The sequence below is a fragment of the Singulisphaera rosea genome, assembly GCF_054877945.1.
In genome coordinates this window covers 259,456-281,257 of record NZ_JBTYIP020000003.1, presented here as the reverse complement: position 1 = coordinate 281,257, position 21,802 = coordinate 259,456, and the positions used below count along the sequence as shown (strand labels likewise).

At 63.3% G+C, this 21,802-nt stretch carries 19 protein-coding genes; 6 read left to right on the top strand and 13 right to left on the bottom strand.

From position 1 onward, the window contains the following. Nucleotides 1–190: 190 nt before the first annotated feature. From ACYOEI_RS07480 to ACYOEI_RS07455, 6 genes are all read left to right on the top strand, one after another. Nucleotides 191–1,393: a S1C family serine protease gene (locus tag ACYOEI_RS07480; RefSeq protein WP_462848749.1), complete on the top strand. Its 1,203-nt coding sequence runs from the start codon at nucleotides 191–193 to the stop codon at nucleotides 1,391–1,393. A 550-nt stretch (nucleotides 1,394–1,943) separates the two neighbouring features. Continuing rightward, entirely contained in the window at nucleotides 1,944–2,654 is a 711-nt protein-coding gene (locus tag ACYOEI_RS07475) for a hypothetical protein (RefSeq protein WP_462848748.1), read from the top strand. Between the two features lie 386 nt (nucleotides 2,655–3,040). Next, nucleotides 3,041–4,009 (top strand): RpnC/YadD family protein, encoded by a 969-nt coding sequence (locus ACYOEI_RS07470; protein ID WP_462848747.1) that lies wholly within the window; start codon nucleotides 3,041–3,043, stop codon nucleotides 4,007–4,009. Nucleotides 4,010–4,389: 380 nt separating this feature from the next. Continuing rightward, nucleotides 4,390–6,060 (top strand): CRTAC1 family protein, encoded by a 1,671-nt coding sequence (locus tag ACYOEI_RS07465; RefSeq protein WP_462848746.1) that lies wholly within the window; start codon nucleotides 4,390–4,392, stop codon nucleotides 6,058–6,060. A gap of 294 nt (nucleotides 6,061–6,354) precedes the next feature. Next, the gene (locus ACYOEI_RS07460) at nucleotides 6,355–7,773 is read left to right on the top strand and encodes an efflux RND transporter periplasmic adaptor subunit (RefSeq protein ID WP_462848745.1); all 1,419 of its coding nucleotides are present in this window, start codon (nucleotides 6,355–6,357) and stop codon (nucleotides 7,771–7,773) included. A gap of 86 nt (nucleotides 7,774–7,859) precedes the next feature. Then, complete coding sequence (locus ACYOEI_RS07455) at nucleotides 7,860–8,288, top strand: YidH family protein (protein ID WP_462848744.1); 429 nt, start codon at nucleotides 7,860–7,862, stop codon at nucleotides 8,286–8,288. Between the two features lie 320 nt (nucleotides 8,289–8,608). Here the strand turns inward: ACYOEI_RS07455 and ACYOEI_RS07450 are convergent, their stop codons facing one another. From ACYOEI_RS07450 to tkt, 13 genes are read right to left on the bottom strand one after another with little or no spacing between them, the layout of a single operon-like run. Beyond that, nucleotides 8,609–10,993 carry a phosphoketolase family protein gene (locus ACYOEI_RS07450; RefSeq protein WP_462848743.1) on the bottom strand — a complete coding sequence of 795 codons (2,385 nt, stop codon included), beginning with the start codon at nucleotides 10,991–10,993 and terminating at the stop codon, nucleotides 8,609–8,611. A gap of 53 nt (nucleotides 10,994–11,046) precedes the next feature. Beyond that, nucleotides 11,047–12,309, bottom strand: a complete 1,263-nt coding sequence (locus ACYOEI_RS07445) for an acetate/propionate family kinase (RefSeq protein ID WP_462848742.1) — start codon at nucleotides 12,307–12,309, stop codon at nucleotides 11,047–11,049. Nucleotides 12,310–12,355: 46 nt separating this feature from the next. Continuing rightward, entirely contained in the window at nucleotides 12,356–13,249 is an 894-nt protein-coding gene (locus ACYOEI_RS07440; RefSeq protein WP_462848741.1) for a F0F1 ATP synthase subunit gamma, read from the bottom strand. Then, nucleotides 13,246–14,805: an alternate F1F0 ATPase, F1 subunit alpha gene (locus ACYOEI_RS07435; protein ID WP_462848740.1), complete on the bottom strand. Its 1,560-nt coding sequence runs from the start codon at nucleotides 14,803–14,805 to the stop codon at nucleotides 13,246–13,248. The genes ACYOEI_RS07440 and ACYOEI_RS07435 overlap by 4 nt, the downstream gene beginning before the upstream one ends. After that, nucleotides 14,802–15,674 (bottom strand): F0F1 ATP synthase subunit delta, encoded by an 873-nt coding sequence (locus ACYOEI_RS07430; RefSeq protein ID WP_462848739.1) that lies wholly within the window; start codon nucleotides 15,672–15,674, stop codon nucleotides 14,802–14,804. The genes ACYOEI_RS07435 and ACYOEI_RS07430 overlap by 4 nt, the downstream gene beginning before the upstream one ends. Nucleotides 15,675–15,677: 3 nt before the next feature. After that, nucleotides 15,678–15,959 (bottom strand): F0F1 ATP synthase subunit C, encoded by a 282-nt coding sequence (locus tag ACYOEI_RS07425; protein WP_462848738.1) that lies wholly within the window; start codon nucleotides 15,957–15,959, stop codon nucleotides 15,678–15,680. Between the two features lie 34 nt (nucleotides 15,960–15,993). Then, entirely contained in the window at nucleotides 15,994–16,686 is a 693-nt protein-coding gene (locus tag ACYOEI_RS07420; RefSeq protein WP_462848737.1) for a F0F1 ATP synthase subunit A, read from the bottom strand. Then, nucleotides 16,676–16,993, bottom strand: a complete 318-nt coding sequence (locus ACYOEI_RS07415) for an N-ATPase subunit AtpR (RefSeq protein ID WP_462848736.1) — start codon at nucleotides 16,991–16,993, stop codon at nucleotides 16,676–16,678. The genes ACYOEI_RS07420 and ACYOEI_RS07415 overlap by 11 nt, the downstream gene beginning before the upstream one ends. Further along, entirely contained in the window at nucleotides 16,986–17,315 is a 330-nt protein-coding gene (locus tag ACYOEI_RS07410) for an AtpZ/AtpI family protein (protein ID WP_462848735.1), read from the bottom strand. Before ACYOEI_RS07410 ends, ACYOEI_RS07415 begins: the two co-directional genes overlap by 8 nt. After that, entirely contained in the window at nucleotides 17,305–17,697 is a 393-nt protein-coding gene (locus tag ACYOEI_RS07405; RefSeq protein WP_462849112.1) for a F0F1 ATP synthase subunit epsilon, read from the bottom strand. The genes ACYOEI_RS07410 and ACYOEI_RS07405 overlap by 11 nt, the downstream gene beginning before the upstream one ends. After that, nucleotides 17,693–19,243 carry a F0F1 ATP synthase subunit beta gene (gene atpD / locus ACYOEI_RS07400; RefSeq protein ID WP_462848733.1) on the bottom strand — a complete coding sequence of 517 codons (1,551 nt, stop codon included), beginning with the start codon at nucleotides 19,241–19,243 and terminating at the stop codon, nucleotides 17,693–17,695. The genes ACYOEI_RS07405 and atpD overlap by 5 nt, the downstream gene beginning before the upstream one ends. A 43-nt stretch (nucleotides 19,244–19,286) precedes the next feature. Continuing rightward, nucleotides 19,287–19,745, bottom strand: a complete 459-nt coding sequence (locus ACYOEI_RS07395) for an RpiB/LacA/LacB family sugar-phosphate isomerase (RefSeq protein ID WP_462849111.1) — start codon at nucleotides 19,743–19,745, stop codon at nucleotides 19,287–19,289. Then, entirely contained in the window at nucleotides 19,745–21,790 is a 2,046-nt protein-coding gene (gene tkt / locus ACYOEI_RS07390; protein ID WP_462848731.1) for a transketolase, read from the bottom strand. The genes ACYOEI_RS07395 and tkt overlap by 1 nt, the downstream gene beginning before the upstream one ends. Nucleotides 21,791–21,802 lie beyond the last annotated feature (12 nt).

Below are 21,802 nucleotides of genomic sequence, written 5' to 3'. Positions count from 1 at the left end.
CGACGCGCGACGATTCGTGGCCTCCATGAAGACCACCGAGCGTCTCTTGGGCGGGATCCCCGGCGGGCTGCGTGGTCTTCGTGGCTTTGCTCTCGACAGAAGGCGTCGTGCGTAGAATGAATAGGGCGTGCGGGAGAAACCTCGCGGAGGCTTCCGGAGGTCCTGATCGACGAGTAGGGGGCGAGGTCCGATGCCGAAGTCGACGTGGAAGACATTCCTGGCCCATCTCGCGACGGTGGCGACGACGCTTGCGATCGTGGCAGTCTTCGAGGGAGACTGGTCGTCGTTCCGAAGGAGAACGCCCCTAAACCAGATCCCTAGACCTCCCCGACCTCAAGCCCAGGCACCGGCCCGCGCCCCGTCCGCCAAGTACGAACTCCCCAAAGTCGAACCGCCAAGCTTGCCGGCCGAGGTCCTCAAGGGCTCGGACGCCGACGAACAAATCAATATTCGCGTGTACGCCGCGGTGAACCGGAGCGTGGTCAACATCACGACCGCCTCCGACGCCGGCGGCTTCTTCGGGGACGAGACGACCGGCGGGACGGGCTCGGGGTTCGTGATCGACCGCAAGGGGCACATCCTCACCAACTATCACGTCGTCGAGAACGCCGAGTCGGTCCAGGTGACGCTGTTCGACGGGACGACGCACGAAGCGCAGGTCATCGGTTCGGATGCGTCGAACGACGTGGCGGTCGTGCGCGTTCAGGCGCCGGCCGCGAGGCTCTTCCCGGTCCCGCTCGGCGATTCCTCGAACCTGGTGGTCGGCCAGAAGGTCCTCGCCGTGGGTAACCCGTTCGGCCTGGAGCGGACCCTCACCACGGGCATCATCAGCAGTCTCGACCGTTCGCTTCGCGCCAAGAACGGCCGGATGATCAAAGGGATCATCCAGACCGACGCGGCGATCAACCCGGGGAACTCGGGGGGGCCGTTGCTGAATTCGCGGGGCGAAGTGATCGGCATGAACACGGCGATCATCAGTCAGGTCGGGCAGTCCGCCGGGATCAGTTTCGCGGCGCCGATTAGCGCGATCCGGCGGATCCTCGCGCCACTCATCGAGCACGGCCGCGTCATCCGCGCGGACCTGGGAATTGCGAGCGTCTTCACGACTGGCGAAGGGCTCCTCGTACGTGGCCTGGTCGAGGACGGCCCCGCCGAACGTGCGGGGATCCAGCCGATCCGGGTGAAGCTCGTCCGCTTCGGCGGGGCGATCATCCGCAGGCTCGACCCCGAGTCGGCTGATGTGATTGTGGCCATCGACGGTAAACGGGTCGAGAACGTCGATGAACTCTTGACGGAGGTCGAGGCGCACAGCCCCGGGCAAGTCGTGCGCGTGACGGTCCTCCGCGGCGGGCGTTCGATCGAGGTCCCGGTCACGCTCGGCCAGTCGTCGTGATGCCTTCGGATGGGTCGCCGAGCGGGGTGTTTCCCCCGGCGGCGATCCGATTCACTCAAAGCCGGCTCCGCAACGGATGCAGGCTTGGCCATGCGGGCTGTTGGGGCGGCCATACCCTCGGCAAGCCCGGCCCGCAACGTGGTCTTCTCGCTGGTTGAATTAACCGTGCCTCCGCCGGATCTAAGGCGCAACGCTGTGGGCGCAAGGCGGCACCACGACCATCGTACGTCACGGTCCCCGTGCGACCCTCCTACGCACCCTTTCACGCCAACATTCCGACACCATAGGCCGTTCACTCGATGAAGTCGCTAAACCTGCCTGACGGGCGACGATCGATTTGTTTCAAAAGGATTTTTGAATTTCAAAATTGATGCTTTTACGTGTGGCGATCGTGGCGAATTGAGGACAGGGAAGCGATTTCGTTCGAGTGAGCCTAGACTTGTCGGCTACAGCATGGCCTTGCAACCGGATCAATTATACAATCGATGACTTCCCCATCAGATCCAACTTCGCCATTGATTCGAAACCAGGTCGTGAAAGGCGGGTTTCCATGGGCAGAACGAATGCGGACTCGGGCGGGATCGTCGGTTTCGGCAGTCGAGGGGAGTCCGTCAGGACCAAGAACTGGTTCCTGGCGATGGTGGTCGTTACCTCGCTCTCGGTCGGCCTGGCCGTGGCGTCGCTGGTCGGCTCGATGAACAAGTCGCCACAGACCATCTCGCCGCCTCCGGCGATTCCGAGGGCGCTCGAGCCGCTTGCCTGGACTCCGCCCTCGGCTCCTGTGGCCTGGACTCCACCATCCGCTTTGACCCCGGTGCCCGCGATCGACCCGAACGAGCCGATCAGGTCGGCCAATATCGAGTTGATCACCGCGAGGCGGATCAGGATCCTCGGCCGCGACGGCTCGTTCATCGAGATCGGCGAGGACTCGAAAGGGCTGTTAGGTATCACGATTGGCGACGATTCGTCCGCATACTCGCACGCGAAGCTGTTCATGGGAAAGGACGGGATGCCTAGCCTCGTCATGAGCGATGGCGAATCCTCGTCCGGATTCGTCTCGATCGGGATCACGAAAGAGGGCTCGAGCCTGGAACTCGACGAGAAGAGCGGGAACAGGGCCTTGATCGCCTCGACGAACGCCGGCACTCACGTCATTCTCGGCAAACCCAAAGGAAACTCCGCGGTCCTCACGGCGGACGATCCGTCTGTGGTCTTGATGGGTAAGGATGGACAGCGGAAGAAGATCGACCTCGGCCAATGACTTGGAGGTTTCGCCGATGACTCTGGCGAGATCAATGGCAGCTCAAAGTCGGTTCGTGTATCGAAAGCGATGAATTGATACCGGTACCGGCAGGCACGAAGGTTTGGTGGGTGACAGACGACAGGGTGACCGAGCAGATTAAAGCCTCGTGTCAAGACGTGTTGTGGCGAGCCAGGCGGAGGGATCCGCCTTCAAGGGCCCGAGCACAAGTTCTGCCAATTCGGGTTTTACAAAGCGGAGTTTTGGACTGGATCCTTCGCTGTCTGGGGACCCTTGGGTCTCAGGCCCGGTCGTTTTCCTTCATCGTTGTTCAGGTGTTCGCTCGCATCGGATCGATAATACCTCGGGTTGATCTGCGGAGGGGTCGAAGCGGAGACTCCCGGGGTATGCCAGTGACCGTCAACGTGTTTGACCAGGCCTCTCGGTTCGCGGTCCAGGCCGATCCGATCGGGTTCTTCCGGTGGCTGGCCCCGGGCCTTGATCCGACGCTCCGGTTTGAGGGGTGGCTGGACACGAGGACCCTGCCGTTTCCCGGTGACCCGGATCGTATCTGCGACACCGTCGCCCATCTTCGGGGGCATGGAGCGACTTCCCCGAGTTGGGCCGTTGTGACCGAGTTCCAGGCCGAGCCCGAGCCGGAGATGCTCGACCGACTTCTCGAATACCTGGCGCGTTTGCGCCGGGGGCTCCGTCATGGGGCTCAGCGACGTGACCGATTCAAAGTCGTGGCGGCGCTCGTCGGCCTGACCGGGGCCCCGCAGCCCGGAATGCTCGAGATGTCGCTGCCAGGGCTCTCCGTCCCGTCCCTCAGCTTTCGCGCCATCGTGAAGACCCTCCGCGACGAAGATGCCGCGAGCACCCTGCTCGACATTGCCGAGGGCCGTACCTCGCGCGGCGCCTTGTCCTGGGTCTCGCTGATGCATGGGGCGGGCGAGCCGGGTATCATCGAACGTTGGAAGCAGATCGCCGACGGAGAGCCGGATCTCGCGGCCAAGGCCGCCTATGGATCCATCGCACTCACCTTCGCGGAGCTGGTGGGGCGTGAGTCGACCTGGCGCGTGGGATTGGAGGGATGGAATATGCGAGAGTCGACGTTTGTTAACGAGTGGAGGGCCGAGGGAAGGGCCGAGGGAAGGGCCGAGGGGAGAGAGAAGGGGAAAGAGGAGGGGAAGATCGAAGCTGCGCGCGAGACCCTACTTCATCTGGTCGAGCTCAGGTTTCCATTGCCCCTCCCTGAAGAGTTCACTGCGGCGGTCCAGCGTCAGAAAGATTTGAGTCTTCTCGAACGTTGGTTTGATGAGGCTGTATTCGCGAAAACCCTCCAGGACTTCCTTAAAGCGATCCGGCCGTTCTGATGCCCCTCACGAATCCGAGGCGGAGCTGGTGGGCGAAAGTCGACCTGGCGAGTGAGATTGGAGGGTTGGAATATGCGGGAGTCGACGTTTGTCAATCAGTGGAGGGCCGAAGGTCGGATCGAAGGCAGGGCCGAAGGTCGGATCGAAGGCAGGGCCGAAGGTCGGATCGAAGGCAGGATCGAAGGTGAAATCGAGGCTACGCGTAACGCCCTTCTACGACTAGCCAGGCTCAAGTCGCGATCGCCTCTCCCGAACGACTTCAGTACGGCCGTCGATCGGCAACGGGATTTGGAAGTCCTCGCGCGATGGATTGACCAGGCCGCTCTTGCGACGACGTTTGAAGAGTTTCTCGATGGGATCCGGCCGTTCTGAGGCCTCGCATGATCTCGACGATTTGGTCTGTCGTCCAAGGCCTTTGCCAAGGGGCACGCCTCATCAGCCTCTTGGCCTTTGGTCCTTCCGTCGTCCTGGCTGGGCCCCCAGAAACAGAACCGATCAAGTTCGCGGATGTCGCCGAGGCCTCGGGGATTACGTTCCGATTTGAGGCCGGCTCGCGAGGGCGACATGACCTCCCCGAGATCATGGGCGGCGGTGTTGCTCTGATCGATGGAGATGGGGATGGCTGGCTCGACATCTTGTTCTGCAACGGTGGGCCGATCGTACCCGAGCGAGCACAATCCGATCCCCCTGGCCGGTACTATCGAAACAACCGCGACGGGACCTTCACCGACGCCACCCGGAGCGCGAACGTTCCGGGGCCGAGTTATGCGATGGGCGCGGCCGTAGGGGACTTCGACGCCGACGGACGCGACGACCTGTTCGTCACCGGCTGGCGCGACCAGCGGCTCTACCGTAACAAGGGCGGGGGCCATTTCGAGGATGTGACCGAACGGGCGGGGGTCGCATCGGGCTTCTGGAGCACGTCCGCAGCCTTCGCCGACCTCGATCGCGACGGAGACCTCGACCTCTACGTCGCCAACTATCTCGACTACGACCCGGCCAAGGCCCCGTTCTGCTCGGCCCCCGACGGCCGTCGCGACTACTGCGGGCCCGAGGATTTCCCCGCCCAGCCCGACCGGCTCTATCGCAACAACGGCGACGGCACATTCTCGGATGCTTCGGTCGAAGCCGGGATTGGATTGCCCGAAGGACGAGGCCTGGGTGTCCTGATCGCCGACCTGACCGGTGATCGCGGGCTCGACATCTTCGTCGCGAATGACGGGACAGCGTGCCGGCTGTTCGAGAACCGGGGTGGCCTGCGATTTGAAGACGTCGGCCTTGCCGCCGGCGTTGCGTTCGACGGCCAGGGGCGGCCGCTGGCCGGCATGGGGGTCGCGGCCGGCGACCTCGATGGTGACGGGCGCCTCGACCTGGTGGTCAGCAACTTCCTCGATCGCTCGACGGTGGCCTTCCGGTCGCATGGGGACGGAATTTTCGCGGATTCGTCGGCCGCGCTCGGCCTCACCGCCGCAACCCGGAGCGTCCTCGGGTTCGGCAACGCGGTCGAAGATTTCGACGGCGACGGCCGACTCGACCTGTTCCAGGTCAACGGTCACGTCCTCGACCGTGCCCGCCTGGGCATTCCCTTCGCAATGCGACCGACCCTCCTCCGCAACGTCGGAAGACGCTTCGAGGAGGCTTCCGACCACGCGGGCCCCTGGTTCGGTCGCCCGATCCTGGGCCGAGGGCTGGCGGTCGGTGACCTCGACCGTGACGGCCGGCCCGACGTCGTGGTCAATGCGCTCGACGCCCCCGCGGCCATCCTCCGCAACGTGACCCGTGGAGGTCGTCGCTTGATCCTCGAACTGGCCGGGCCCTCGGTCGGTGCCCGCATCCTTGTCACCTCCGAGGGACATACCCAGGTGAAGGATCTCGTCGGAGGGGGGAGCTACCTCTCGGCATCGGATCGCCGAGTGTTTATTGGAGTAGGTGTGGCACGTCGAGTCGAACGTCTCGATGTCGCCTGGCCGTCGGGTCGGATCGAAACCTGGTCGGATCTCGAAACCGACCGACTTCAGAGACTTGTGGAGGGGAGCGGAGTCCCCCGATAATCGACGCGTGAACGATGCGATGGTGTCGCCCATCCCTCACGAGAACGTCCGTCTGGCGGGTGGTCCCTCGGAAAATCCTCCCGATCGCGATTCAACCTGTTCTATCCTAGCAAAGCCGGGGCGAGGTGTTCTCATGAGCATTGCCCTCTCCGCGAGATCGGTCGGCGAGGGGAGACCCTTCGCGCAAGCCCGTGTCATCCTCAAGGAGGCCAGGTGTCTGGAGAGAGGATAGGGATCAAGGTGCCGCCGGTTGTCAAATACACTGCTCCTTTGCTTAGCGGAGGTCGATCGAACGTGTCCACCGAAACCGAGTCGGCTCCCGGTCGCCCGCCCAAGGTTCCTCAGGGACATGGGTGGCTCCCGATTGGCGCGTTCCTCGTGGTCATCGCGGCGGGCGTCGCCTGGTGGTCCCGATCGCCCTCGACCAAGTCTCCTGGCGTCGAAGAGTCGGCTTCGGGGGCTTCGGATGACGGCCAGGAGCGAATCCGGGTCGACGTCGTCCACCCCGAGCCGGGGGGCCTGAAGCGGACGTCGACCCAGATCGGGTCGGTCCATTCGTTCGAGTACGCCACGCTCTATGCGAAGGTCTCGGGCTACTTGAAGTGGCAGCAGGTCGACATCGGCAGCCTCGTGAAGAAGGGGGACGTGCTCGCCGAGATCGACGACCCGGAGGTGGTCAAAGAGGCCGACCGTTCCGCGGCGGCGTTGACGCAGGCGAAGGCCGCGGTCGGGCAGGCCGAGGCCCGCGTCGAGACCGCGCAGGCCGACGTCCACGCGACCGAGGCGCTGATCTCGAAGGCCCGGGCCGACGTCGCCAGCTTCACGTCGAAGCGGCAGTATCGCGAGAAGGAGCTTGCCCGTTACCGCGAGCTGCTCGCCCGCCAGGCCGTGCCGCAACAGATCGTCGACGAGTATCAGGATCACTTCCAGTCGGCCGAGGCCGACGAGCAGGCCGCGCGGGCGGCAGTCGTCGCGGCCCAGGCCCAGATGGAGGCGGCGAAGGCCAGGGTCGATCAGAGCAAGGCCGACCTCGCCGAGTCGAAGGCGAACGTCGATGTCACCGCCGAGACGCTCGCCAAGTCGCGTGTGCTCGTCGACTACACCAAGATCCTCTCCCCCTATACCGGTGTCGTCACCCTCCGAACCTTCCACGTCGGCGACTTCATCCGATCCGCGGCCGACAGCGCCGGCCCCCCCCTCCTGTCGGTGGCCCGGACCGACAAGATGCGAGTCGTCACCTACATCCCGGATCGCGACGTCCCCTACACGGACATCGGGGACGAGGCGATCGTCACCCTCGACGCCCTCCCCGGCACGCCGTTTCCGGGCAAGGTCTCCAGGTTCTCGTACACCGAGGAAGTCCAGAGCCGGACGATGCGCACCGAAATCGACCTCGAGAATCCGAAGGGACTGCTCCGGGAGGGGATGTATGGTGTCGCGACCGTGATCCTCGAGTCCAATACCTCGAGCTTGACCGTCCCCACGCTCTGCCTGACCGGGAGGGTGGAGGCGGGCAAATCCTCGGTCTTCGTGGTGAAGGACGGGACGGCACGCGAAGTGTCGGTCAACCTGGGGACCGACAACGGGATCCGGGTCGAGATCCTCAAGGGACTGTCCCGAGAGGATCAGGTGATCACAACCAAGGGGGCCGTCGCCGACGGTTCCCCGGTGATGGTCGCGCCGGCCGCGTCGCCGGCGCCGGCCGGACGTTGACCACGAGCGTCTCCGACGCGGCCAACACAAGGCTTTCCCGCGGCCGTCCGGCATCACAGGAGTGTGTCGGGGGCGGAGAGTTCGTCATGCCCGAAGCAGACCGCCTCCCTGCCCCAACCTCACGTTCCTCGACCAGGATTCGTGACCATCTCGCCAACGAGCGGACTTTCCTGGCCTGGATCCGCACGGCCCTGGGATTGATCGGCCTCGGGTTCGTCCTCGCCCGGATGGGACTCTTCCTCAAGCAACTCGCGGCCGTCGGTGCCCCCGAGCACTCGCGAGGGATCCGGGCTGGACACGAATTCCTCCTCGCCGGGGTCGTCTTCCTGATCCTCGGCACCGTCTTCGGCGGAGTGTCGGGATGGACCTACCAACAGGTCTGTCGAGCCATCGACGCCGATCGCTTCGAGCCCGCCCGGCGCCCCATCGTCGCATTGACCTTCATCGTGGTGGTCGGCGGCCTTGCGATTGTGGCCTTGGTCGTTCAGGGCACGCTCGCCCGGGGGGAACCCTGACACCGTGTGCCCGGCTCAACTCGCAAGACACTCCCGGACCACAGTATGAGTCGGCCGAGCCGGCGCCTCATCGGTTGGTTCTTGAAAACCTGGATCCCCAGCTTAAATTTTTTGCCGCTAGGGTTTACATTAAACATCTTCTCGTACATTCAGCAGTGATGGCAAAGCTCAACCACTTTCTGTCCTTCATGATACGCGCGGATTCACATTGCCGTTTCTCTTGAACCCTTCCGGGTTCCGGCGATGATCGGAGCGGACAGAGGACAGTCCGGCCATCGACAACAATTGTCGGCTTTCGGTATGTCTCCCTGGTTTCGCATTCATTTGAGGTTAACCCATTTCCATTCCCGGATTTCCGGCGTATCCACGCCGTGTTCTTCGATGTATCGCCTGTGCTCGACGAGCTTGTCCGCGAGTTGCTGCTTGAGGTAGGTCCCCTTGGTCCCCATCTGAGGCAGGCGATCGATCGTATCCATCACCAGGTGGAAGCGATCCATCTCGTTCATGACCGTCATGTCGAAGGCCGTCGTGATTGTACCCTCTTCCTTATAGCCCCGGACGTGCAAGTTGCGGTTGGCCCGGCGGTACGTCAGCCGGTGAATCAGCCAGGGGTAGCCGTGGAAGGCGAAGATGATGTGCTTGTCTTTGGTGAAGAGCGAGTCGAAATCGGTGTCGCTCAACCCGTGCGGGCTCTCGGTGTCGGGCTGCAGCTTCAGCAGGTCGACGACATTGATCACCCGGACTTTGAGATCGGGAAGGTGCTCGCGGAGGATAGAAACGGCGGCCAGCGTCTCCAACGTGGGGACATCGCCGCAACACGCCATCACCACATCCGGATCTCCGCCTTGATCGTTGCTCGCCCATTGCCATATGCCGATCCCTTGCGTGCAATGCACGACGGCGGCGTCCATGGTCAGCCACTGGGGGGCATCGTGCTTGCCGCACACCACGAGATTGATGTAGTTCAGACTGCGCAGGCAATGATCCATAGTCGACAGGAGGCAGTTGGCGTCGGGCGGGAGGTAGACACGCACCGTCTCGGACTTTTTGTTGATGACGTGGTCGATGAATCCGGGGTCCTGGTGAGTGAATCCGTTGTGGTCCTGCCGCCACACGTGTGAGGTCAGGAGGTAATTCAGCGAGGCGATAGGCCGCCGCCAGGGCAGCTCCAGGCTCATCTTCAGCCACTTGGCATGTTGGGTGAACATCGAGTCGACGATGCGGATGAACGCCTCATAGCTGTTGAACAGCCCATGACGTCCGGTCAGCAGGTATCCTTCCAACCAGCCCTCGCACTGGTGCTCGCTGAGCATCTCCATGACGCCTCCGCCGGGCGCGAGGAACTCATCGCTCTCCACCGTCTCGGCTTCCCACTGCCGATTGGTGACCTCGAAGACGGCTTCCAGCCGATTGGAGATCGTCTCGTCGGGGCCGAAGATCCGGAAGTTCCGCGGGTCCTCGTTCAACCTGATCACGTCACGAAGAAATCGAGCAAGCACATGAACATTTCCGGACTCGACGGCGGTGGGCGACGGCACGCTCACCGCGTAGTTGCGGAAGTCCGGCATGCACAGGCCGCGCAGCAGTTTCCCGCCGTTGGCGTGGGGATTGGCGCCCATCCGTCGGTCGCCCTTCGGCGAAAGCTCGGACAGTTCGGGTACGAGCCGGCCACGCTCGTCGAAGAGTTCCTCCGGCTTGTAACTTTTCATCCAGCTCTCGAGCTGCTTGAGATGCTCGGGGGGACTCGAGGATGACACGGAGAGCGGCACTTGGTGTGCCCGGAACGTGCCCTCGACCGGAAGGCCATCGACGAACTTCGGCCCGGTCCAGCCCTTGGGCGATCTGAGGATGATCATCGGCCATCGCGGGCGCGTGGTGTCGCCCCGTACGCGGGCGAGATGCTGGCTCTGCCGGATCTCCTCCACCACCTGATCGAGGGTGGCGGCCATCGCCCGGTGCATCGTCTCCGGCTCGTCGCCCTCGACGAAGTGAGGCGTCCAGCCGTAGCCGAGGAGCAAGTGCTCGAGCTCATCGTGGGTGATGCGTGCGAGGACCGTCGGGTTGGAGATCTTGTAGCCGTTGAGGTCCAGGATCGGCAGCACCACGCCGTCGCTGACCGGGTCGAGGAACTTGTTGGAATGCCACGCGGTGGCCAGCGGACCGGTCTCGGCTTCGCCGTCGCCGACGACGCAGGCAACGACGAGGTCCGGGTTGTCGAACGCGGCCCCGAATGCATGACTGATCGAGTACCCCAGCTCGCCCCCCTCATGGATCGACCCCGGCGTCTGCGGCGAGACGTGGCTGGAGATCCCGCCCGGGAAGGAGAACTGCTTGAACAGCTTCTTCAGCCCACCCTCGTCCCGGCCGATGTTCGGATAGACCTCGCTGTATGTCCCCTCGAGGTAGACGTTGCCCACCACGGCCGGCGCACCATGTCCCGGGCCGGATATGTAGATCATGTTGAGGTCGTGCTGCTTGATGATCCGGTTCAGATGCGCGTAGATGAAGTTCTGTCCCGGAGTCGTGCCCCAGTGTCCCAGCAGCAGTTGTTTGACATGTGACAGCTTCAGCGGCTCTCGAAGCAAGGGGTTGTCACAGAGATAAATCTGGCCCACGGAGACGTAATTCGCGGCCCGCCAGTAGGCGTCAATCTTGCGGAGCTCCTCCGGGGCGAGCCCGACCTTCTCGACTTCGGCGTCCAACATCGGTTGGCTCCTTCATCAGGTTCGATCGGTCTGAATTCGTGGATGACGAGAAGTCATGAAGAGAGGGCCGTGAGACGAGCCGCGGCCCTGGCGATCATCAACTCCTCGTCGGTGCGGATGACCCGGACCTTGACCGCACCGTCGTCGGTCGAGATCAGGAAGGCGCCGGATGCGTTTCGGCGCTCGTCCAGGGCAATGCCAAGGAATTCCAGGTCCGCGCAGATCCGGCTGCGGATCTCGGGTGCGTTCTCACCGATCCCACCGGCGAACACCAGGGTGTCCACGCCGCCGAGCGCGGCGGCGAAGGCGCCGATCCACTTCCTTGCGTGGTAACAAAACAGTTCGATCGCCTCGGCCGCCCGGACATCGGTACCCTGCCTCGCTAGGAGGTCGCGTACGTCGGAGCTCGTCTCCGAGACTCCGAGTAGGCCGGATTTGTGGCTCGTGAGGTTATCGAACCGGTCGGAAGTCATCCCCTCGGCCTGTGACAGGAACCGGACCAGGCCCGGATCGAGGTCACCCGTACGCGTCCCCATGACCAGCCCTGAGGCCGGCGTGAAGCCCATGGTCGTGTCGATCGAGAGGCCGCCGCGGACCGCCGCCAGGCTCGCCCCCGAGCCGAGGTGGGCCAGGATGATGCGGCCCCGGGCCTCCTCCGGGCCGGCGATCCGGGCCAGTTCCTCCATCAGATACGCATACGACAGGCCGTGGAAGCCATAGCGCCGGACCCCAACGGCCTCGTAACGCCGCGGGATCGGCACGATCCGGGCGACACGGGGCATGTCGTGGTGAAACGCGGTGTCGAAGCAAACGACCTGGGGTAGGTCGGGCGCGCGCTTTCGAAACGCCTCGATCAGGTCGATCTCGCCCGGCATGTGATCCGGGTCGAACGAGCGGATTTTGCCCAATCCCTCGATCAACTCCGCCGTGACGCGTTCGGGCTGATGGTAGCAACTCCCGCCGTGGACGACACGATGTCCAATCGTGGCAATCTCCCCGAACCCGACAGAGCGTTCGAGCCAATCGATTAGCAGGTGTCCGGCCGACTTCAGGTCCGGGGCATCGACCCGCAGGTCCTCGTCGCGACCGCTCTCGGACCAAGCCACGACCCAACGCGCATCCGCCTGCCCAATCCGATCGACTCGGCCGGACAGCAGCCGAGAAGACGGATCGGTCCGTTCGAATAGCGCGAACTTGAGGCTCGACGACCCACCGTTGATCGTCAGGATCCGACGACGCCCAACGCCCTCGCCCCCGACACTCTTGGCTGCGGAACCATCGGGGACGTCGTTGACGCGAGGTTGTACTTCGTCCATAAACTTGATCTCGACTCTTTGGCGTATCATACCGGGCCTTCGGATCTCAGCGCGTTTTCTCTTGGGACAAGGACTCATAGCCGGACAGGACGTCGAATAATTCCTCGTCAATGGAAGTCTGGCGCAGGCGGCGGAACGTCTGATTCAGGTTCTCCGTCAGGTCGTCGATATTCTTCTCCGCGCGCTGCATGGCGGCCAGGCGGCTCGCGTTCTCGGCTGCCAACGATTGGGCGCACGCCTTGAAGAGCGAGACGAAGAGATACTCCCGGACGAGCGCCTCAAGCGTCCTGCCACCGTCACCGATCACCTCGGGCAGGTTTCTGGTTGGCCAGGGTAGATGGGCCAGCCTGAGTCCCCAGCCTTCATCCAGGGGCAGGAGATGTTGATTCATGGGTTCATAAGTCGCACCGGGCCGGGGTCGGTTGTGGAAGAGGTAAAGTTCACCGATCTCGCCCCCGCCTTGATGCGCATCGCTTTCGACGAGAATTCGCCCGACGAGCGGGGCGATGGCGCCCACGGAAGTCGGCAGGGTGAAGAGGCCCAACGACGTCAGGCCGGCGTCCGCCAGCCTCGCCTGTACGCGCTCGCCGACGGCCCAGACTTTCTTTTCGCCGGGCAAACGATCGAGCGTTTTCGCGACATAATCCACCAGCACATCATTGAACTGGCCGACGAGTCCTTGATCCGAGCCGAAAACGATGGCACTCACCACCGTCGCTGAGGCGTGCGCCACGCCAACGCGCTCGTCGGAACGCTCTCGATCCCGAAGGCAGACAGCCAGGCCCAATTCCACGGTGCGATCGTAGTCCCCCAGCGCCAGCACGGACTTCTCGTATTGCCCGATACTCGAGGCGGCCAGGGCCTTCATCGAGCGGACCACCGATCTCAGATCGCCCGCTCCGCCGATCTTGCGGCGCAAACTCGCCAGGGTATCGCTCATGGCTTCCCCTTGGCTTTGGGATCGGGGGCCGGCAAGAAGGGCGCGATCGCTTCGCCGACGACTTTCAGAATCGCCCCGCGATCCTCGTCGCTCAGTTTGTCGTTGGAGGAGAAACGCTTACGAACCTCGGCCGGGACGACCGCAACCGCCTTTCTCAAGGCTTGCTCGGCATCGGGCACCTTGGCGATCGGGACACTGTCCAGCAGACCCGCGGTCAATGCCTCGAGGATGACGATCTGTTCGTCGACGGATGCCGGCTCAAGCTCCGGTTGGATCAGGACTGCCCGGATTCGATGGCCATGATCGATGATCTTGCGGGTGTTGTCGTCGAGCCGTGTGCCGAACTTGGCGAAGGATTCCAGCTCGATGAACTGCGCGTACGCGAGCTTGAGGTCGCCGGCCACCGCCCGGTAGACCGCGCGTTGCGCCTTGCCGCCGACGCGAGAAACGGACTTGCCGACATCGACGGCGGGAAGCACGCCGAGTTCAAATAATGTCGGCGACGTATAGATTTGGCCGTCAGTGATTGAAATGAGATTGGTCGGGATATAGGCCGAGATATTCTGCGCCTCCGTCTCGATGACCGGCAAGGCGGTGAGCGAGCCGCCGTGAAGGTCCTCGCGGAGATGGGTCGCACGCTCCAGCAGCCGCGAGTGGATGTAAAAGATGTCGCCGGGATAGGCTTCGCGACCGGGCGGACGGCGTAGAAGCAGCGAAATCTCGCGATAGGCGCGGGCGTGGTGGGTGAGATCGTCGTAGACGATGAGGACGTTTCGGCCCGCTTCCATGAAATGCTCCGCGATGCTGGTCGCGGCGTAGGGCGCGATGAAGGCTAGCCCGGGCGGGTCGTTGCCTTCGGTCACGACGACGACGGTGTAATCCATCGCGCCGTGCTCGCGCAGCTTGGCGACCACTTTGGCGACGGCAGACCCACGCTGTCCAATGGCGCAATAGACGCAGAGTACATCCTGGTCGCGCTGGTTCAGGATGGTGTCGATCGCGATGGCGGACTTGCCGGTTTGCCGGTCGCCAAGGATCAGTTCACGCTGGCCGCGCCCGATCGGAATGAGCGCATCGATGACGATGATACCGGTCTGCAACGGTACGGTGACGGGAGCACGGTCCATGATCGGCCGGGCCGGCCGCTCGATCGGCAAACGCAGGCCGGAGTCAACCGGCCCCTTGCCATCGAGGGGCCCACCCAGGGGGTCGATGACGCGCCCGATCAAGCCATCACCCACCGGCACGTCCATCACACGACCCGTGCGCTCGACCTCGTCGCCCGCGTGCAGATGCTCGCATCCTCCCAGGAGCACGACGCCGATCTCGTCCGAATCGACGTTGAATGCGATGCCATAAAGATCGCCGGGAAACCTCACCAACTCATCGAAGCCGACGCCCGGAAGGCCCGACACCATGGCGATGCCGCTGGAGACCCTGGTGATCGTACCCACCTCGCGCGGCGACAGTTGCGGGGAGAACACCTCTAACGTCCGGCTGAGACCCGCAAACGCCTGGTCGAAGACGGTGTGCAGGCGATCCGTTGCGTTGTTCATGAGGCTACCTTCGGGGCCGACGACGCCGCTTTACGGACGTTTCTGGCGTCGGCCTTCGGCGCTGCCTTGGACTCGCCGTTCGCCACGGGCTCGGCCTTTACGGCCGGCTTTGCGGCCGCGTTCAAGAGCTCCCCGGCGCTCTTTTCCAGCGTCGAAAGATAATCCGCGATGCTCCAGGCGATCTTGAGACCATTGGTGGTGAGTTCGATACCGCTGACCAATTCGGGCGCGGTGGCGAACTGGACTTGCGCGTCCGGGGCGAAGGTTTCCTTGACCGCGCTTTCGATGGCGGTCCGCTGAGCGGGGGACAGATCGAATGCGCTACGCACGCTCACCTTGCGGTTCGACGTCTTGAAAGAGGTCGCCAACGGCTCCTTGGCCTCGCCGCTCAGGGCGCGCACGCGGTCGACGAATACGTCGCCGATGCGTTGCTCGAGGCTTGCGTCGGCGAGGTCCGTCAGAGTTCTCCGCGCGATGGCGAAGACTTCCTTATGGGTCCAGCGGGCGATGTCCCGACTGAGGTTCTTCTGTTCGATTAACAACGCCTCCTGGCGGTTGGCACGCAACGAGTCGGCATCCTTTCGTGCCTGGTCGAGCAGCCGATCACGTTCGGATTTGGCCTCGTCCGTGGCCTTCTTCAGGAGCACGGCACGTTCCTTGTCGAAGACGTCGTTCTTCTGTTGGAAGCCGTCGCGATCCTTTCGCGCTTCCACCTGCGTCGCCTCGGCCGCCGCGAGTTGAGCCGCGATCCCTTTCTCGCGTTCATCGATGGCGTTCAGGATCGGCTTGTAAAGGAATCGCTTGAACAACCACACCAGGATGAGGAAGTTGACGACTTGGGCGGCGATCGTGAACCAACCGTTGAGCATGGCTCACTTCCCCGTGGCTTGGGCGATGACGTGGTTCCAGAACGGGTTGGCGAAGATGAGGATCATCGAGACCACGAAGCAGTAGATCGCCGTCGACTCGATCATCGCAAGGCCGACGAATAAGGTCCTCGTGATGGTCGAGGACGCATCGGGCTGCTGTGCCAACGAGGTCAGAGCCGACGCGACCGCCCGCCCTTCCGAAAGCGCGGGACCCATCGTGCCGAATCCGGTGGTGATTCCGGCGATGATGATGGACGTCATCGCGATCATGGTCATGCTGTCCATGGTGGCTCCGTCTGTCATGTCAGTTCAGTCGACATTAGATCGCAACGGGTAGGGGGTGTGGCCTGCGCCCTCGCGTGGCGGCGGCGATGTAGACGGCCGTCAGGATGCTAAAGATGTAGGCCTGCACCATGCCGGTGAGCAGGCCGAGGACCGTCATGATGATCGGGAAGATCAGGGGGGTAATCGTGAGCAAGATGCCGACGATCATCGTGCCGCTCATGATGTTGCCGAACAGGCGGATGGCCAGGGCCAGCGTGCGCGAGAGCTCACTGATGATGTTGAACGGCAGCATCAGTAAGGTCGGCTCCAGGTAGGACTTGAGATATCTGCCGAACCCTTGCTCCTCGATTCCGAAGAACGGCACGGCGACGAAGACGCAAATCGCCAAGGCCGACGTCGTCGAGAGCGAACCGGTCGGGGGTTCGTACCAGGGGAGAATCGTGCAGAGGTTGGAGACTGCGATGAATAGGAATAAGGTGCCGATGAAGCTGAGATACCTTTCCGGTTGGTGCAGGCCGACCTCCTCGATCTGCTTCTGTATCGAGGCGACCACGATTTCCAGGAAGCCTTGCCAACGAGAGATCGCCCCTTCGGTCACGAGCTTGCGAGTAATCAACTTCGCCCCGACGGTCATCGCAATCATCAAACCCCAAGTGGTGACGATCGTGCTATTGAGCACGAGAAACCCGTGTCGCCAGTAAACCAGCTCATCCGGGCTAAGGCGCAATGCCGGTCTCCTTTTCCAGTTGAGCTTGTTCGTCCGCCTGCGCTCGCGTGAGCCGTTTCACAACAATGAGACGCGCGATCACGAATCCAAACAAACAAATGATAAGGCTTGCAAGATGCGAGCGGGCGACAAGATAGAATCCGGCCAGGACCACGCTGATTCGGAGCAGCACGCTGCCGAGGAACCAGAACGCCGGCCTCTCGGACGACAATCCCTTCTGGACTGTCCACCAGAGGCCTCCGAAATAAAACCCGCCGAGCAAGCCTCCGGCCAGTAGGGCGAGCGCAAGAGTCGGGAGGTCACTCATCTCCTTCCTCCTGCATGGCCTTGGACTCCGAGTTGACCCAATGCCAAGCGTTGAGACAGCCGAGGATCAATCCCACGAGGAGCAGCATCAACGTCCATGAGTAGGAGCTCGGAAAATGCGTGTCCACCCAGATCCCTAACGCCGCACCGCCCAGGGTAGGAACGACCACCGACCAACCGATCAAACCGGACATCCCCAGGCCGAACCAAACGCTCCTGTCGGCTCCCCGCCGCGACTTCACCTTGCGCGCCGCCTGTGCCCCGATCTGTCGGCCGAAGTTCGATTCCCGGCTCGCCTGGTTCGAATTCGGTTCATCGTCCATGTTGAAATTCCATGAATCGGTGGATGAACCCGCTCTCCATCTTCGCCAGCACCGAGCGGGCGTTCCGCTCCTGATCGTCCAGGTTGAGGAACTCCCGATTCACCGCTTCGTGGAGCGTCTCGAGGCCGGTCCCGCCGATCGCATCTCGCACCGAGACCAGGACATCCATGCCGGCCTTGACCAACACCCCTTGATCGACGGCCAGAAAGACCTCGCCGTCCGCTTCCGTTTCGTAGGTCAGGATCCCCGGCACTAGGGCTGCCGCGCAATCGAGTCGGTGCGGCAGGAGTCCCAGGGAACCGGCGAGCGTCTGGGCCACGATCCGTTCCACCCCCTTCGCCTCGACGAAGACCCGGAATGGTAGGAGGATCTTGAGATTAATGGGAGTTGACTCCTTGCCCGACCTTGGGTTTTGGTTTCCCGACCGCCTCGGGGCTCGATGGACCCTTGGGTTGGGGACCCGGACCGGAATCGGCGAGCGTTTTGGCTCTCGCGTTTTCCCGGGCCTCGTCGATCGACCCGATCATGTAAAAGGCGCCCTCGGGCAAATCCTTGAATTCATCGTTCAGGATGCGCTCGCAGCCGTCGATCGCATCCTTCAGGCTGACCACCTTTCCCTCAATGCCACTGAACGCCTCGGTCGCGAAGAACGGTTGGGTGAGGAACCGCTCCAGTCTGCGGGCGCGCCCGACGACGCTGCGGTCTTCGGGCGAGAGTTGCTCCATCCCGAGCATGGCGATGATGTCCTTGAGATCCTCATATTGCGCCAGCGTCCTGCGGATCTCCTGCGCCAGGAGGTAATGCCTCTGGCCGATTATGGACGGTGTCGCCATCTTGGAGTTGGATTGCATCAGGTCGATGGCCGGAAAGAGTCCCTCGCTCGCCCGCTTGCGGGAAAGAACAATCGACGCGGAAAGGTGCGAAAACGTGTGCACGGCCGCCGGATCCGTCATATCGTCCGCCGGCACATAGACCGCCTGGATCGACGTGATGGCGCCCGTGTCGGTATTGGCGATGCGCTCCTCGAGTCCCGACAGTTCGGTACCCATCGTCGGTTGATAGCCCAGGCGCGAAGGCATCTGACCCATCAGGCCGGATACCTCCATGCCCGCCTGAATGAAGCGAAAGATGTTGTCGATCAAGAGCAGCACGTCGCGGTGTTCATCATCCCGGAAATACTCGGCCATCGTCAGGGCCGCCAGGCCTACGCGGAACCGGGCGCCCGGGGGCTCGTTCATCTGGCCGAACAACATGACCATGTGCGGGAGCACGCCGGCTTCTTTCATGTCATGGTAGAGTTCTTCCCCTTCGCGGCAGCGCTCGCCGATACCGCAAAACATGCTCACGCCGTTTTGTTGGCCGACCATATTGTGAATCATCTCGGTGAGCAACACCGTCTTGCCCACGCCCGCGCCTCCGAACAGTCCGGCCTTGCCGCCACGCTCCAGCGGCACCAGCACGTCGATGACCTTGATGCCCGTCTCGAAGACTTCGGACTTGCTCGAGCGAATGGCCAGGGATGGCGGGTCTCGGTGGATGGAACGCCACTCCACATCGGCCGGCGCCGGTTGCCGGTCGATGGGGTTGCCGAAGACGTCGAACATCCGCGAAAGAATCCCCCTTCCGACCGGCACCTTCAACGGCCCGCCGGTGTTCTCCACGGCCATGCCCCGAGCGAGGCCTTGGGTGGGATTTAGCGCGATTCCGCGAACATGGTGGTCATCGAGTTGCATCAGCACCTCGATTGCGACCTTCGTCGCCTCTCCTGCGTGCAGCAACGAATAGATGGGCGGCAAGCTGTCCTCAAACCGTACATCGACCACACTTCCACGCACTGACGTGATGAGTCCGCGGTCCGGGTGCGTCGTCCCTTGATTTTGCGTCGTAGATCGACTAAATCCCGGAGTGTTGGCCCGGCCGGTCATCATGCACGTCCCTTCTTCGCCGCGGTATTTCCCTCGCAGGAACTTGTCATGGTCCCACTTCCCGCTTCTCCAGCATCTGCACTTTTGCGAGGCGGCGTAGATGGCGTTCGGCGCCGCTGAAACGGGCGGATAGAAAGGTCTCGACCAGTTCCCACGCGAGCGCAGTGCCGACCACCTTGCCCCCCAAGCAAAAAACATTCATGTCGTCATCTTCGACGCCCTGATGGGCGGAGAAGACGTCATGGATGAGCCCGGCTCGCACACCGGGAACCTTGTTCGCGGCGACAGAAGCTCCAACTCCGCTGCCGCAGAGCGCCACTCCGCGTTCAACTTCTCCCGCGGCGACGGCCCTGGCCATAGGGATGATGAAGTCAGGGTAGTCGTCCCCGGGGTTTAACTGGTGAGCGCCGAAGTCCACGACCTCGTACCCCGAGCCCCGTAGCGAGTCCGCCATCTGCCCCTTGAGGGAGAAACCTCCATGGTCCGCGGCGAGGCCCACCCGCATCATGTTTTCTCCTTGGCCTGCCGGAGCAAGGCATGAGTTTGCTTGCAGACATTGTCCACGGTGAAGCCGAAATGCTGCATGACGACCGGCCCTGGGGCTGATGCCCCGAAAGTGTCGACTCCGATCACGGCGATCTGGGGACCGACATAGGATCTCCAGCCGAGCGAGGCGCCGGCCTCGATGGCCAGCAAGGGCACTCCCGGGGGCAGGACCTGGTCCCGATACCGGTCGGGCTGCATCGAGAAGACGTCCGGACTCGGCAGGCTCACCACCCTCGCCTGGACGCCCTCGGTCGCCAATCGGTCACGCGCCTCCAGCGCCAGATGTACTTCGGAGCCCGTCGCGATCAGGACGAGGTCGGGCCGTGCAGCCGTCGGAGAGTCGGCGAGGATATAGCCGCCGAGCGGCACTCCCGCCGATAGGCCCGGATACCGGGACAGGTCGAGCACGGGAAGCCCCTGGCGTGTCAACACGAGGGCAACGGGCCCGTCCCTCCGCTCGATGGCGATCCGCCAGGCAATCGCCGTCTCGTTGGCATCCGCCGGCCGGATGACAACCATGCCGGGGATCGATCGCAATCCCAACAGCTGTTCGACAGGCTGATGGGTGGGGCCGTCTTCCCCCATCGCGATGCTGTCGTGGGTGAAGACGTAGATCACCGGCAGGCCGTTCATGGCCGCCAGTCGCATCGGAGGACGCATGTAGTCGCTGAAGATCAAGAAGGTGGCGCCAAAGGGGATGAGGCCGCGGTGTAACGCCATGCCGTTCAGGATCGCCCCCATCGCATGCTCTCGGATGCCGAAATGCATGTTGCGTCCTGCCCGATTCTCCGGCTCAAAGTTCCCCGCCCCTTCCATGTTCGTGTGGGTGCTGGGAGCCAGATCGGCCGATCCTCCCATCATTTCGGGCAGCCGAGTGGCCAGGAACTCGATCGTCTTTCCCGAAGCGATACGGGTCGCCATAGGGCCGTCCGCAGTGCCGAAGGTCGGGAGGTTGGCGTCCCAACCGTCCGGTATCTCCCTGTGCATGACCCGCTGGAACTCTGCGGCCAGCTCAGGGTATTCCTCCGCATGAGCCCGGAGACGCGACTCCCATTCCGCTTGCGCGGTACTTCCCCGCGCGACCGCTTCCCGGAAATGCTCCAGGGCCTCCTCGGGAAGATGAAAGGGGGGGGACACCGGCCAGCCCAACCCTTCTTTAGTCAAGCGGACCTCCTCCAGACCGAGCGGCTCGCCGTGGGCCGCCGCGGTGTCCTGCTTGTGAGGACTCCCGAAGCCGATGTGGGTCCGAACTTGAATTAAGGAAGGCCGGCCCCGTTCTTCCCGGGCGGAACTCAGCGCGGCGGCGACCGTGTCGATGTCGTTGCTCTCTTCGATCCGCTGGACGTGCCAGCCGAACGCGGCGAAACGGGCCATCCGGTCTTCGGTGAAGGCCAGCTCCGTGCTACCTTCGATCGTGATGTGATTGTCGGCGTAGAGGACGATGAGCTTGCCCAGACCCAGGTGGCCGGCCTCCGATCCGGCCTCGGAAGAGATTCCTTCCTCCAGGTCGCCATCGCTCGCCAGGACGTAGGTGTAGTGATCCACGATGAGGTGACCCGGTCGGTTGAAGCGCGCGGCAAGGGCCACCTCGGCGATGGCCATGCCGACGGCGTTCGCCAGGCCCTGACCCAGCGGTCCGGTGGTGGCCTCGACGCCGGGGGTCTTGCCGTATTCCGGGTGGCCTGGGGTGCGGCTCCCCCACTGGCGGAACTTCTCGAGTTCCTCCAAGGGTAAGTCGAAGCCCGTGACGTGGAGTAGTGCGTACAGGAGCGCGCATCCATGCCCGGCAGAGAGGATGAAGCGGTCCCTGTCAGGCCAATGGGGATCACTCGGGTTGAACTTGAGCGAGCGATCCCAGAGCGCGTAGGCCATCGCCGCCGAACCCAGGGGCAGGCCGGGATGCCCCGACTTCGCCTTCTGCACGGCGTCGACGGCCAGGAAGCGGAGTGTGTTGACGCAGAGCTCGTCCAGCTCGGGCGGGGCGATGGTGGCCGCGGATGTCATTGTGGTGAGGAA